The following is a 14,018-nucleotide window of genomic DNA, read 5'->3' as shown; positions in this document are numbered from 1 at the left end:
AAATGGAATTAAAAAAAATCGTCTTGTCGTATAGAATTAATGTTGGTAATTCATTAGACAAGACGACCTTAATTAATAGCAACTAAATATTATAGTAACTTTACTCTTAATACTGTAAACGAATTCGGTGCTAATGTCAAAGAGATTTTTTTCTTTGGATTAAGCGTGATAGTCTCTTCTACAGGACTTACATTCGTCGCATTTTCAAAAGTATTTAAAGCCTCTGGGTTAGTATTTTTCAATACAATCAATTTAGCTTTTGCATCAAATTTCTTGATACCTTCAAGATTCACTTCACGAATTTGCTCTTTATCCGAAATGTTAGCTACTTTCAAAATCACTTCGTTGGTAGCTTTGTCTAAAATACCAGAGGCATACAAGTCTCCTTGGCCTGTTAATGGCTTTCCATTTTCAGAAGTATTTAATACGTGCGTACCTTTATTAGTAGAATACAATTTTTGTACATAATAATTTGGCGTACCATAAGAACGAAGGTTATCTACCCAAATCATATCTGGTGTCCATTGCCATCCTTCTGCATGGGCGAAAAGCGGTGCATAAGATGCCATATTTACTACTTGTGCATTACGCTCTAACCCTGTCATAAATGCTGCTTCTGATAAAGCACATTTCCAGTTGTTTACATTTTTTACACTTACTGTTTTATCACTTTGTGCAGCATATTCACCTGCAAATACTTTTGCTCCATTGCGGTCGTAAGAATCATAGCGTCCAGCATTTTTCAAAAACCAATCTGGTGTACGATAATAATGCTCGTCAATAATATCAGCATTCATATCACGTAGCTCTTTGTTCAAATAATCAAATCTATCGCCATTAGGGTCAGTTCCCGAACTGTTTACTAATTTGATGTTTGGATATTTTGCTTTGATAGCCTTTGTGAAAATTTTCAAACGTTCTACATATTGTGGACCCCAGTTTTCATTACCAATTCCTAAGAATTTCAAATCAAAAGGTGCTGGATGCCCCATATCTGCACGTACTTTTCCCCATCTAGTATTTGGCTCAGCATTGGCAAATTCAATCAAATCTAAGGCATCTTGTACATAAGAATCTAATTCACTTAATGGTACTAATTCGGCAGTGTTAAATTGACAAGCCATCCCACAGTTCAAGATAGGCAATGGTTCAGCACCAATATCTTCAGCTAATTGAAAATATTCAAAGAAACCTAAACCAAACGTTTGATAATAATCTGGAGCAGGGCGATGTGCAAATTCAAAATTCCAACGATTGATGATTAACTGTCTGTCTTCAATAGGACCAAGAGTCTTTTTCCATTGATATCTTTGTGATAAATCGTAGCCTTCTACAATACATCCTCCAGGAAAACGGATGAATCCAGGTTTCATATCTGCCAAAAGTTGAATCATGTCAGCACGCATTCCACCAGGTCTTTTTTTCCAAGTATCTTCAGGGAACAATGAAATCATATCAAGGTCGATTTCGCCATTTCCTTCAAACCAAATCCTGAACTTTCCTTTAGCTTCTGTTTCAGTAGCGTTGAAACTGATGGCTTCTTTTTTCCATTCATGTCCGTTTGATGTAGGAATCAGCGTCGTTTCGCCAATAGTATTACCTTTTGAATCTATCAACTCTGCATGCAATTTTACGGTTCCTTTTTGATGACGGTACAATACCGAAAAATCATATCTCAGTCCTTTTTTAATACCCATGCCTTTGAAGCCTTCGTTGGTAATTCCAAGTTCACCTTTAGCAACATTATTGGCTTTTATGCTGATAAATCTCGGGTTAACGGTATTCCCTTGGCGATTCTGAATAATAATATCACCTTCTTCGGCCTTTTTACGCTCAATTTTCCAACCCATCAATGGCTTAAAAAATTCAAAGGAACGGTTTTTAACTAATTCAGCATAGATACCTCCGTCAGCACCCATGTTAATGTCTTCAAAAAATACACCCCACATAGTAGGCTGAATAGTAGATACAGGTTGTGTGGCTTGGATGTTAATAACGGGATTTTGTGCAAAAGACTCTGTCAGTAAAAAAAGGCTTACTGCTAAAGAAAGGATTTTTTTCATGGATATATTCATTATGTTTTTGTTACTAGTTTTGATTTTTCAATGTTTACAGGTTGTGTTTTATTTGACTACTTCAAAGGTATAAACGTTTATACTTGCAGGCGCAATTTTTATAAGGTCTTTTTTCTGGACAGAGGCTTTTTTCAAAAATACCTCCTCTTTTTTACCCACTACATTTTTAGCCTCTATTGAATTTCCTGTTAAGGAGTAATGTGTTATTTCATTGGTGGTATTTACATGAGGTACTTTAATGGCAAAATCTTGTTCCGCGAGAGTTGGGTTTATTATAGCTATCGAAATAAACTTACCGTCTTTGCTCTGTGAGGCAAACATATCTAAAGGATAAGTATTGCTTCCTGCATTTACGTTGGGTTGTTCGCCTCCAATTGTCCATTTGGGTGCAGGTTGAGGGGAATTTTCATCTATTTCTACAGGAATACTGGCTATATGCGAACCGTATAACTGATACAATAAACCAGTAGCGTTATAAACTGCCGAAGTATCATTGAATGAAATACAAGAAGTACCAAAGGTAAAACCAACCATTTTAATTAAATCAGTATTCCTAAAAATCTCATTTAATCCACGAGCGTATCCAATCGTAACACCCAATGTGGGTATAGGATGTACCCAATTAGTATAATATGCCCATTCGTCTAAATAAACCTGTGCTCTTTTATGTTGCAAAGCAGGAATTCTTTTGGCATATTCTGCATAGTGTTCGGCTTTGGCTTTGATACGATTCGCAGGGCGTCGTGTCCAATCTTCCAGAGGTTCGTCTATTGTGATATATTTCCCAGTAGTTAAATCAAACCTTTCAGTGACAGAACAATAAAAATGTTCACTCACAAAATCAAAATAATTGTTGTTTTGTCTCAGCATTCCACCAGTCCAATCAGCAGGAGAATCATATTCAGCAATGATTTTACCCGTTTCTTTTGTGGCACTTTCAGTCACAGTCATTTCATCGATAGAAGCCCCAGAAGCCACAATTTTAATGGATGAATCAACGGCTTTCATTTTTTCGACAAACATTCTATGCTTGATAAGATGACTTTTTAAATCTATATGTCCCAACTGCCACCAGCCGTAACTTTCATTCCCTATGCACCAAAACTTTATATTGAAAGGCTTTGCAAAACCATTTTTGGCTCTAAGTTTACCCATCTTCGTATATACATCCCCATTCATATATTCTACCCACTGAGCGGCAGAGGAGGCATCACCAAAACCTGTGTTGACAGTAAAGGCTATTTCAACATCAATTAATTGAGCAAAACGGACGATTTCTTCAGACCCAACATCATTGCTTTCTAATCCTTCCCAAGCTTATTCATATCTAGGAGGTCTTTTATCTGGGTCGCCTATGCCGTCTTTCCAGTCGTAACCAGAAATAAAGTTGCCTCCCCATCGATAAATACCTGAATGCAAACCTTTTAGTAATTGAATAACGTCTTTTCTGAATCCTTGAATATTATCTTCGGGCATTAATGAAACCGCTCCAATACTAAAGATGCCTTCGCCTATGCCTGTTATTTCTATTCTTGCGTTTGTCGTACTTGTTTTGCTTATAAATGCTAAATCATATTTTTTGTAGTCTCCCGTTAGGTTATCTATTGATACGATACTTCTTTGTTCGGGTTTATCTCCCCATACTAAGCTTATCGTTATTTTTACATTTGCTGTACCCGCTAAATAAATCCTTCCTACGTATTTTTTATTGTTCTGTAGCCATAGTCCCGATTGAACAATTCCATTTGTCTGACTATTACTCGTGAATACTTTTGGTGAATGCTTGCCAACAAAAGGATTGATAGAGTCCATTTTTATGGCATCAATTTTCCCTATTGGTGTCCACTGATTCATGTGGTCTCGCTTATTGATGGGCGAAAGAATCTTGATGGTATCAACTGGATAGAAAAACTTACGGTCGTCTATCATTTCTGCCCATAGCCCATCATCTACCAAATCGCCTACATCTATATTGCCCAAGTTTTCAATGAACTGACCGAAATGATATTTTGTAATTTCAGGTTTTTGTTGTTGAAGATTAATATTGGCAATGATAGGCGAGATTGAAGTGATAATTGAATGTTTTGTACCAGTATCCTTTAAAGCATTTTTACTTTGGGCTAGTGTATTTCCAGCCCAAAGTAAAAACAGTATAAAACTTAACAATGTGTTTTTCAATGAATGATGATTTTACGGATGATAAATCATTATTTAACTTGTGGTACACCTTCGCTAGTCATAACGATGCGCTTAATCGTTCCGTTTTTATTATAGTTTAGTTCGTCTATACACACAGAACGGTGGAAACTGCCAGCATCAGGCACTAAGGCACCATTGTGATAAACAAAATAAGATTTACCCTTGAAGTCAATAATAGCATGGTGGTTGGTGTTACAATTTCCTGCAATTTCATTGATAGTTCCTTTAAAGTCCCAAGGGCCATTGATGTTCTTACTCATCGCATAAACAGTTTTTTCAGGGAACTCAATAGAGTAAGATAAATAATACCATCCTTTACGCTTATGTACCCAAGGCGCTTCTGTAAATTTAGTAGGCAAGTTTACTTTCATAATTGGTCCATCCAAGTCAATCATGTTATCTTTTAATTTGGCATAATAACAAATAGTATTTCCCCAGAAAAGATAAGCCTGTCCGTCGTCATCAATAAATACAGAAGGGTCTATGTCGTCCCAACTGATTTTTGTATCTGTCGTCATATCATTTGTAATAATGGCCGACCCTTTTGCATCTTTGAAAGGCCCTGTTGGGCTATCAGAAACTGCCACACCAATGGCTTTTCCATGAATTGCTCCATGTTCAACGGCAACATACCAATAATATTTATTTCCTTTTTTTATTACTTGCGAAGCCCAAGCATCACCTTTTGCCCAAGTGAAATTTTTCACATTAAGCGGGCTTGGGTGTTCTTTCCAATTAACCATATCTGTAGATGAATAACAAAGCCATTCGTGCATTACATAGCGTTGTTCGCGTGTAGGTGCTTCATCATGTCCAGTATATACGTATACTGTTCCGTTATCAACTAAAGCGGCAGGGTCGGCAGTGAACTTGTCTTTAACAATAGGATTCCCAGAAGTCTTTACTTGTGCGTTTCCCGAAAATGCAAACATTAATTGGCCTGCAAATAATAGTTTTAAAAGGTTTTTACGATTCATGGATTATATTTATTTATATACAAAAATTACTATTTTTTCTTACCCCAAACACTGGTTCCTTTGTTATTTAAACCTGTAAAAAGAATAGTTTCTTTTTTGTTTTCCCAGTCGCGACCTCGGTCTACATACACTTGGTCGGTAAAACCATTACTCCATTTTAATTCTAACCACGGAGCAGTATAAGTCCATTTGCTAGCAGCATCACTATTGATAGTACCATTGGCATTTAGTGTTAAAGTGACAGCATATTGAAAGTCGGGTTGGTTTTGTTCTTTATCATAGCCTGGTACTATTCTATAGTCTAACACAATTTTTTCCCAATCGCCTACTAAGTCTTCACTTTTAATAGCCGTCGTAAATTCTCCTGCAAAACGCTCAGGTGAAGCCACAGGCCAGCCATCTTTCGTCCAATATAGCTTTCTATTGTGAAGAATCATAAAATTTGAATCATTTCCTGGGCGGCCTTGGTGACTAATATAAAACTGACCATTGTTTTCAAATACAGCACAGTGTGAAACGCCTTGCCAACCAGCATGCCCTATAAATTGGTAGGGAGCAATAATCATGGGGCCGTGGTCTTGATTAGTGTTTACATCTTTTCCGTCATAGTCGTAAAAAGGACCTTGTGGCGAATCTGCTTTGGCTACCCGTACATTGTATTTTGTTGCCAGCCAGTCGTAGGCAATGAATAAATAATATTTCTTTTGCTCTTTATTATAGATGATTTCAGGGCCTTCTATGTTACCATTGTAAACACCATTCGTAAAGCCACGATTGGCAATTCGTTTGCCTTTATCTCCTGGGCTTAATGCTAAGCCCGTCGCAGGGTCTAGCTGCAATATATAAATTCCATCCCAAGCAGAGCCATAATACATCCAATGTTTTCCTTGTTGGTCAATTAGTACTGTAGGGTCAATAGCGTTGGTTTGTATCGTATTATCATCTTTTGAAACTACCGTTAAGCCTTGTTCTTTCCAAGGACCGGTAGGAGACGAGGAGGTGGCTAAACCAATAGCACTTAGTCGAGGTTTGGCTGATGAAAGCGAGTAATATAGTCGGTATTCGCTACCTACTTTAATGACATACGGAGCCCAAAGTGAATTAAAAGGTGTTCCGCCAGCTTGTTTGATATAGTCTGAACCTTTGGTAGGAAGGGCGTCAAAAACCCATCCGTAAAATTTCCATTCGATTAAATCTTTTGAAGAACGAATTTGAATACCGGGACGAATATCTGTGCCATACGCTACATCGGTATTATAACAGTAATAAGTATCTCCGTCTTTGATGATAGAAGGGTCGTGAACATTATAACAACCCCAGTTTAGATAATTAGCAGCAGGAGCAATGTCGGCATAATTATCTTTGATAGAATTGATGTCAAATTTTGTAGTGGGCGTAGTAGGTAATGGTTGAACAACTGTTTCAGCCTTATCACCACTACAAGCTGACAACAATAGCATACTAACACTAAAATATATTGATTTCCTAAAGAGTGACATGTGTGGTATAGGTTGGGTTAATGGAAGTTATTTGAAATTATTCCCGCAAGTATTTGAATACTTGCGGGAATAAAGAAGAGACTAGTAGCTTAAATTTTGTTTAACACCAGGGTTATTATCAATTTCATTTTGTGGAATCGGGAAGAATTCACGACCAGTCTTGAATGTATTGAATTCTGGGTCTCTTGATTTCAGCCAAGCTAATTTGGTAGCATCATTTAACCAACCCCAGCGACGAATATCATCAAATCGGTGACCTTCTAAACAGAATTCCAATAAGCGTTCATGACCAATCTGCTCACGCATTTGTGCTTGCGTCATGTTCGGTTTTACAGTAGCTAAATTTGGCAATCCAACACGACTTCTTACTTTTTGAATCAATGGATAAGCTGCTGCTGTTTGTCCAGTTTCATTTAAACATTCTGCATACATCATCAGTACATCAGCATAGCGCATCAATCTTTCGTTGATACCCGAACGCCAGTCAAATTCATCGGCTTTAGTATCATCATTTTCGTATTTACGACAGTATAATGAATTTAAAGCCCCTGCATTTCCTGCATATCTTACTGCAAACTCTACTCCATACACCATGAAACCTGGTTTGTTGTAAAACATAGTAGCCACCAAACGAGGGTCATCTTTACCATCAGCCGTTTTTTCTTCCAAGAACTCATTAAATACTGAACGCGTTGGTTGGACGTCTGTCCAGCCTAAGCCATTTGCACCATAAGTAATAGCTCTCGCTGATACTCTACCCCATGATGCAATTGGTTCACCACCCCAGTTAAGGTCTGTACCACCAGCTGTGCGTTCGAATTGAACTTCAAAAAGAGATTCTTTATTGTTCTCATTAGCCTCTGTGAAGTTATCGCGATAGTTAGTTACTAAATCATAAATGCCTAAATCAATCACTGCTTTAAACTGAGCCGCAGCTTCAGTGTATTTATGATTCGTTAAATAAGCTTTTCCTAAATAAGCAATAGCAGCTCCCTTAGTAGCACGACCAAGGTCAGTACCTGTATAAGTAGTTGGCAACATATCAGCAGCTTTCTTGAAATCCTCCATTACTTGTGTCCATCCTTCTGCCTCTGTTGATTGCTTTACAAAAAAGTCTTTTGTCGATTGTACAGAATTCGTAGGTAACATTACACTCCCAAACATGTTCACTAAATGATAGAAGTACAAGCCACGTAAGAAGTAAGCTTCACCCAAGATGCGTTTTTTAAGGTTAGCATCCATCGCAATGCCAGGAACGTAATCTAATACTTGGTTAGCCTTAGAGATACCTTCGTAATAAGCACCAAATGCCCAGCCGTAGATAGCAGTATTACCAGCATTCAAAGCAAATTTTCCAGAATTGTACATTTGATCCCAAGGACTATTACTCATTACATCATCACCACGGTTATCAAGTAATAATGGTGTCGAGCGCATATAGCTTCCATCAATCGCTAAACTGAGGTACACTGAATTAATACCTTTTAAGGCATCCTCTTGGTTCTTCCAAAAAGTAGAAGATGTTTGTGAGTTTGGATTAACCTGATTTAATTTATCTTCGCATGAAGTAGCTATCAATAAGGTCGCTGAAAGCGCAATGATAACTTTTTTGTTAAATATTTTCATTGTAATAAATTCGTTTGAGTGAAACTAAAAACCAACTTGTAAGCCCAGCAAAATAGCTCTTGGATTAGGGTATGAGCCATTGTAATAACCTCTACTAAATAAGCCATCACTCTCGCCCATAAAATCAGGTTCAAAGCCTTTGAAGCCAGAAATCAAGAAAAGGTTTTGTCCTGAAACATACAATCTTACTTTGCTCACTTTTAGTTTATTCACGATTGAAGTTGGTAACGTATAACCTAACTGAGCATTCTGTAATCTTACATAAGTACCATTTTCAACAAATCTGTCAGAGTCTCTACCATTTGAGTTAGGGTCACCGATGATTGGTCTTGGCACATTGGTATTCGTGTTTGTTGGTGTCCAGTAATTCAAAGCATCCGTCGAGCCATTACTATATTGCAAGCCCATCAAATCACGGTACATTCCATTATAGATTTTATTGCCTCCACTTCCTTGGAAGAAACACGAGAAGTCAAAGTTTTTATAGGCAGCATTGAAGTTTGCACCGAAATAAAAAGTAGGAATGGTATTTCCTAAATAAGTACGGTCATCTGAAGTAATTACGCCATCACCATTCAAATCTTTGAATTTTACATCACCAGGAGCTGCATTCGTTTGTGTTGCGTGGTTTTTTAAATCATCAGCATTTTGGAAAATTCCTTCAGAAACATATCCAAAAATTTGACCAATTGGTTGACCAACCTCAGTTTTACTAGCTGCTCCATAGATAGGATTATTAGTACCACCTAGTGCTAACACTTTGTTTGAAAGTGTGTGGAAGTTAGCAGAAACAGCATATTTAAAGTCACCAGTTTGTTCACGATAGCCCGCAGTGAATTCAATACCCGAATTGCTTAATGAAGCGGCATTTGTCAAAATAGAACCATTCGTGGCACCTACTGATGTTGGAATTGGAATGTTAGCCAATACATCATAAGAGCGGTTATCAAAATATTCAACAGAGAAAGACATACGGTCTTTTAAGAAACCAAATTCCATGGCTACGTTGCTAGTACGTTTGCTTTCCCATCTGATAGAAGGGTCAACCACCTGTGTTCTGATTGCACCAGGAGCTAATACTCCGCCAAAAACATACCCAGCATTGGTATTGATGTACGTATCAGTCAAGTAATCTCCTACATTTTGGTTTCCTAATGTACCGTAACCACCTCTTATTTTAAATGAGTTGATAAATTCAGGTAGCTCAATATCATTATGTACATTCCAAGCTAACCCTACAGATGAAAAGTTGCCATAACGATTTTCAGGTCTGAATTTAGACGAACCATCACGACGATAATTTACTGTTAATAAGTATTTATCAGCGTAATTATAGTTTATTCTACCTAAAATAGAGCTTAATGAAGAGTTTGCATCCCATCCTGTCACGCTTTTACCATTGGCTGTATTAACAGCAGTATTCATGTTTAATACATAAGGTTCTGTCAAGCCTTTAGCACTAGCTTCTGTTCTTGAATAAGCACTTTGCTGAAAAGTATAACCTGCTAATGCTTCAATTCTATGTTTTCCGACTTCAACAGTATAGTTAAGTGTATTCTCAGCTAAAGTTGTAAAGTTGCTTTCTCTTTTTTCATATAAATAAGCATTAGGCGTTAGGTAATAAAAACCTAAGTCATACTTTGGTTCAAAGTATAAATATCGTGTATCAATGCGGTCAGCACTTAATTGAAGTTTGTATTTCAAGTTTTTCAACAATTCTAATTCTCCAAAAACAGAACCTAAGAATCTATTACGCGTATCAGTTCCTTTTAGCAAAGAGTTCATTCCGATTACGTTTAGCGTAATGGCTCTTTGTGTGTTTTTATCTGCACCACCGAAACCTCCTAAACGATTTGGGTCGTATACAGACATCGTAGGAATGGCAGTTAATAAACTCGTTACTGCTCCACCAAAAACAGCGTGTTCACGGGTATTTTCAGCACCAATCTTTTCTGAATTTGTATAGGCAATTTTAGCACCGAAAGAGAAAATACCCTTTTTACCAGAAATATTACCGTTGAAAGTATAACGTTTGTAGTTCTGCGGACCAGTAACAGTTGAACTGTTATTAAAGAAGCCTAGTGAAGCGCTTGCTTTGATGGTTTCAGAACCACCCGATAGGCTTAAATTATGGTCTTGGATATAACCAGTTTTCAAACCTTCTTTTTGCCAGTTTGTATTTACATTGCTGATATAAGCAGGATTTGAAGGGTCGTTAGCAGGGGCAATGGTTAAGCCAGCATTCAATTCTGCGGCACTAACAACATTTTGATAACCTACTCTATCCATTACTGAAATAGTTTTAGCAATATTCTGTACGCCAGCATATGCATTATAATCTACTTTTAATGGCCCTGCTTTTCCTTTTTTAGTCGTAATGATTACCACACCATTCATCCCTCTTGAACCATAGATAGCACCCGCAGAAGCATCTTTCAACACAGAGATTGATTCAATATCATTGGTTGAAAAGTCAAAAGGACTATCCACTAGCACACCATCAATTACAAATAATGGGTTATTGTTAGTCAATGAACCAATACCACGAATTTTGATATTTACAAAACCGCCTGGCTCGCCCGAGCTTTGTACTGTTACTCCCGGAACTTGTCCTTGTAATAGTTTTGCTACATCATAAGAAGCTGTTTTCTTAGCATCTTCAATCTTTACAATCCCAACAGAACCTGTTAAATCTTTTGCTTTCTGAGTACCATAACCTACGACAACCACTTCGTCAAGAGCTTTTACATCAGATGATAAACTGATATTAATTAGTTTACGACCAGCGACTGAAATCTCTTTTGAAACATAACCAATCGAACTAAAAACTAGCACAGTAGATTCATTGTCAACTTCCATTGAAAATTCCCCTAAAGCATTTGTTACAGTTCCTCTGTTTGTACCTTTAATTAAAACGCTTGCTCCTGGAATACCCTCGGCATTTTCACTACTAGTTACTTTCCCTTTTACTGGAAATCCTGCAACTTTGATTGATTGAACGGATTCTCCTCCTAAAAAACTAGTTTTCTTATCGTTAGAAGCAATTACATGTATATGTTTTTTTACTTGTTTAAACTCCAAATTCACTTCTTTTGATAGAAAAGCAAGAATTTCTGTCAACGAACGATTTTCCATACTCATCGTTATGCGCATTTTGTCGTTTAAAAAGGCATCGTTGTACGTAAATTTATAAGCTGTCTTCTTTTCTATCTCTTTAAAAACTTGCAAAATGTTCATTTTATCGACTCTTAGAGTCAATCTGGTTTCATCAAAGCTATTTGCTTGAGCGTGAATAGACCCGATTACGTTCAAAAGCAGCAAAAATATTGCGACAAAAAGATATTTTGAACGTCGTATACTTGGTAGTAAATGAATTTTCATAAATTTGTTATTGTATTTTGAATACTAAATACTTTTAATCCTTATCCTCCAAACGCCAATTTTTAGGATATTTTTTGAAAGGTTTTACTTTGTATAGTGGTTGTGGGTCTATTTTTTTGCAGAAAACAGTCTTCACAACCTTATACAATTCAAACCCTTAGCTAGTGTTATCAGAATTTTTTATATTCATCATAATTAGATGGGTTTTGTTTAGTTAATAATTAAATGGTAAAGTATGATAGAGTGGTTAAGTAATTCAATTGTGAATAAGGATTGTTTTACCTGCAATTTCATATTTGAAACCCGAAGTAAACGAAATACCTTGCATGATGTTTTCTAAGCTTTCTTGTTGAAATTCACCACTATAGTGTCCTTTTAGCTCAACATTGGGCAGAACGATAATATTTACACCATACCATATTTCTAATTTTGTAAATACATCTGTAAAATTATCCCCGTCGAACATCAACACTCCCTTTTTCCAGCTTGTAGCTTTTTCGAGATCTACTTTATCTTTGTGTATTACTGAAGAATTATCCAATGTTCCCATTTCGTTAGGAGTAAGGTATTGGGCATTGCCAGATAGTTTTTCTTCCATTTTCACCTTTCCTGTTACAACCGCCACTTGTACTATTTTTTCATTAGCGTAGGCACGTACATTGAAAGATGTCCCTAATACTTGGGTTTTAACTTTGCCCGTTTCTACGATGAATGGCTTCTTTTTATTTTTTACAACCTCAAAAAAACCTTCTCCAACCAATTCAACTATCCTGTTGGTCTTGCTGAAAGCTACTGGATAACTAAGGCTACTTCCTGCATTTAAATGAACAATACTGCCGTCTGGTAGAATTACTTTAGTCCTTTGTCCTTTATAAGTAGTGGCTACTTCAACGTTATTGCCTGAATGAGTAATCGTGAAAGGAGCGGGCTGGTCGTTACCAGACCAATAAATACTACCAATAAAGGCCATTATTACGGAGGCTGCTGCTGAAAAACCGAATAAAGTTTTACGGAATTTTACCTTTTTGATTCCACTTCTTTCTACTTCTTCTTTATCTTGTTTGAAGGCCTTGATTCGCTCAAACATTTTATTTTTATCTGCCTCTTCAAGATGAAACTCATTTTTGTATTGTAAAGAGTTTACAAATTGCTTGGCAAGTAATAAATCACTTTTTCTATCAGGATTTGCTTCAGCCCATTTTAGCCAATGTTCATTAAGTTGGTCATTGGGTTGTCTAACCCAATTCACAAACGTGGGGTCTTCAAGTAAATCTTTTATGCGTTCAATGTTGGAGTACATATATGTAGGTTTTCAATTAATAAAGACAAATTGTGTGATGATGACCATAGTAAAATCAATAAAAAATAAATTTATAGTGAATAAATTGAATAATTCATTGAAAACTAGGAGGTTAACTTTGATAATATTTTTAATTATTTAATGATATTCTGTAATTAAAGACATTTGTACATAGAAAAGTAAAAGTTTTTATTTTTTTTATACAATTTGTTGGTTTTCTAAATATTTTATTATCTTTGTGTGCAATTGTGTCATTCTGACACAAGATTTTCAAAAGCTCAACGAACATTAATAGATGAAAGAAGTATCTGACAGCCAGCTTTGGAATGAGTTTCTACATGGAAGTGATTCTGCGTTAGAGACAATTTATAGCCAATACGTGAATGTATTGTATAATTATGGTCGTCAGTTTACGAGTGATAGCGATTTGGTAAGAGATGCAGTCCAAGAATTATTTTGTGAATTAATTCAAAGTCGTGAGCGATTAGGGGATACTACTTCTATCAAATTTTATTTATTGGCGAGTTTACGTAACAAGCTAGTGCGTAAGGTAAAGCATGAAGATAGGTTCTCGAGCTTGAATAATTTTGGAGGAGATTTTCAGATTGATTTCGCTGCTGATTCGGATATATTAAGAGAACTTTGCCTTGACCAATCAGGTCAGCTTTTACAAGAGGCCTTTAATAAATTGCCAGTAAAACAAAGAGAAGCTATTTTGTTGTATTTCTATGAAGATGTGAGTTATGAAGAAATAGCAAAAATCATGGAAATGACTAAAGTAAAATCTGCAAGGGCATTAATCTATAGAGCTTTGGATTCACTACAGGAGATTTTTAATGTTGGAGAAAAATATTCGTACCCTTGGGAATATCCTTTGGTGGGCTAAACAGATATTTGAAATAAGCTATATTTATAACCATAAAAAACCCCCAAGGGAATTAATTCCATTGGGGTTTATACT

The 14,018-nt window shown here is 36.4% G+C and carries 8 protein-coding genes and 1 pseudogene; 1 reads left to right on the top strand and 8 read right to left on the bottom strand.

What is annotated here, in order from left to right; genetic code table 11:
• Window positions 1-89: 89 nt before the first annotated feature.
• The 8 genes and pseudogenes from AC1RNE_RS02520 to AC1RNE_RS02485 form a co-directional block, all read right to left on the bottom strand.
• Window positions 90-2,063, bottom strand: a complete 1,974-nt coding sequence (locus AC1RNE_RS02520) for an alpha-L-arabinofuranosidase family protein (protein WP_492799471.1) — start codon at window positions 2,061-2,063, stop codon at window positions 90-92.
• Between the two features lie 60 nt (window positions 2,064-2,123).
• Window positions 2,124-3,377: pseudogene (locus AC1RNE_RS02515) on the bottom strand (alpha-L-arabinofuranosidase family protein); the annotation flags it as partial.
• Window positions 3,378-3,392: 15 nt separating this feature from the next.
• Window positions 3,393-4,253: a hypothetical protein gene (locus AC1RNE_RS02510; protein ID WP_492799470.1), complete on the bottom strand. Its 861-nt coding sequence runs from the start codon at window positions 4,251-4,253 to the stop codon at window positions 3,393-3,395.
• A 29-nt stretch (window positions 4,254-4,282) separates the two neighbouring features.
• Window positions 4,283-5,251, bottom strand: a complete 969-nt coding sequence (locus AC1RNE_RS02505; RefSeq protein WP_492799469.1) for a glycoside hydrolase family 43 protein — start codon at window positions 5,249-5,251, stop codon at window positions 4,283-4,285.
• A 29-nt stretch (window positions 5,252-5,280) separates the two neighbouring features.
• Window positions 5,281-6,750: an arabinan endo-1,5-alpha-L-arabinosidase gene (locus AC1RNE_RS02500; protein ID WP_492799468.1), complete on the bottom strand. Its 1,470-nt coding sequence runs from the start codon at window positions 6,748-6,750 to the stop codon at window positions 5,281-5,283.
• Window positions 6,751-6,831: 81 nt separating this feature from the next.
• The gene (locus AC1RNE_RS02495; RefSeq protein WP_492799467.1) at window positions 6,832-8,376 is read right to left on the bottom strand and encodes a RagB/SusD family nutrient uptake outer membrane protein; all 1,545 of its coding nucleotides are present in this window, start codon (window positions 8,374-8,376) and stop codon (window positions 6,832-6,834) included.
• A gap of 24 nt (window positions 8,377-8,400) precedes the next feature.
• The gene (locus tag AC1RNE_RS02490) at window positions 8,401-11,613 is read right to left on the bottom strand and encodes a SusC/RagA family TonB-linked outer membrane protein (protein WP_492799466.1); all 3,213 of its coding nucleotides are present in this window, start codon (window positions 11,611-11,613) and stop codon (window positions 8,401-8,403) included.
• A gap of 400 nt (window positions 11,614-12,013) precedes the next feature.
• Complete coding sequence (locus AC1RNE_RS02485) at window positions 12,014-13,057, bottom strand: FecR family protein (protein ID WP_492799465.1); 1,044 nt, start codon at window positions 13,055-13,057, stop codon at window positions 12,014-12,016.
• A 295-nt stretch (window positions 13,058-13,352) separates the two neighbouring features.
• Between AC1RNE_RS02485 and AC1RNE_RS02480 the strand changes: the two genes are divergently transcribed.
• Window positions 13,353-13,943 carry an RNA polymerase sigma factor gene (locus AC1RNE_RS02480; RefSeq protein WP_323246996.1) on the top strand — a complete coding sequence of 197 codons (591 nt, stop codon included), beginning with the start codon at window positions 13,353-13,355 and terminating at the stop codon, window positions 13,941-13,943.
• Window positions 13,944-14,018 lie beyond the last annotated feature (75 nt).

The sequence above is a fragment of the Arcicella sp. GW822-FHT02H01 genome (genome assembly GCF_058802005.1).
Note: the sequence above shows the minus strand (reverse complement) of the source record. Positions and strands in the feature narration are given on the sequence as shown.

Excerpts from the sequence above, each read along its gene's own strand:
- AC1RNE_RS02480 (WP_323246996.1), top strand. The coding sequence starts at position 13,353 with ATGAAAGAAGTATCTGACAGCCAGCTTTGGAATGAGTTTCTACATGGA.
- AC1RNE_RS02485 (WP_492799465.1), bottom strand. The coding sequence starts at position 13,057 with ATGTACTCCAACATTGAACGCATAAAAGATTTACTTGAAGACCCCACG.
- AC1RNE_RS02500 (WP_492799468.1), bottom strand. The coding sequence starts at position 6,750 with ATGTCACTCTTTAGGAAATCAATATATTTTAGTGTTAGTATGCTATTG.
- AC1RNE_RS02520 (WP_492799471.1), bottom strand. The coding sequence starts at position 2,063 with ATGAAAAAAATCCTTTCTTTAGCAGTAAGCCTTTTTTTACTGACAGAG.
- AC1RNE_RS02505 (WP_492799469.1), bottom strand. The coding sequence starts at position 5,251 with ATGAATCGTAAAAACCTTTTAAAACTATTATTTGCAGGCCAATTAATG.
- AC1RNE_RS02490 (WP_492799466.1), bottom strand. The coding sequence starts at position 11,613 with ATGAACATTTTGCAAGTTTTTAAAGAGATAGAAAAGAAGACAGCTTAT.
- AC1RNE_RS02495 (WP_492799467.1), bottom strand. The coding sequence starts at position 8,376 with ATGAAAATATTTAACAAAAAAGTTATCATTGCGCTTTCAGCGACCTTA.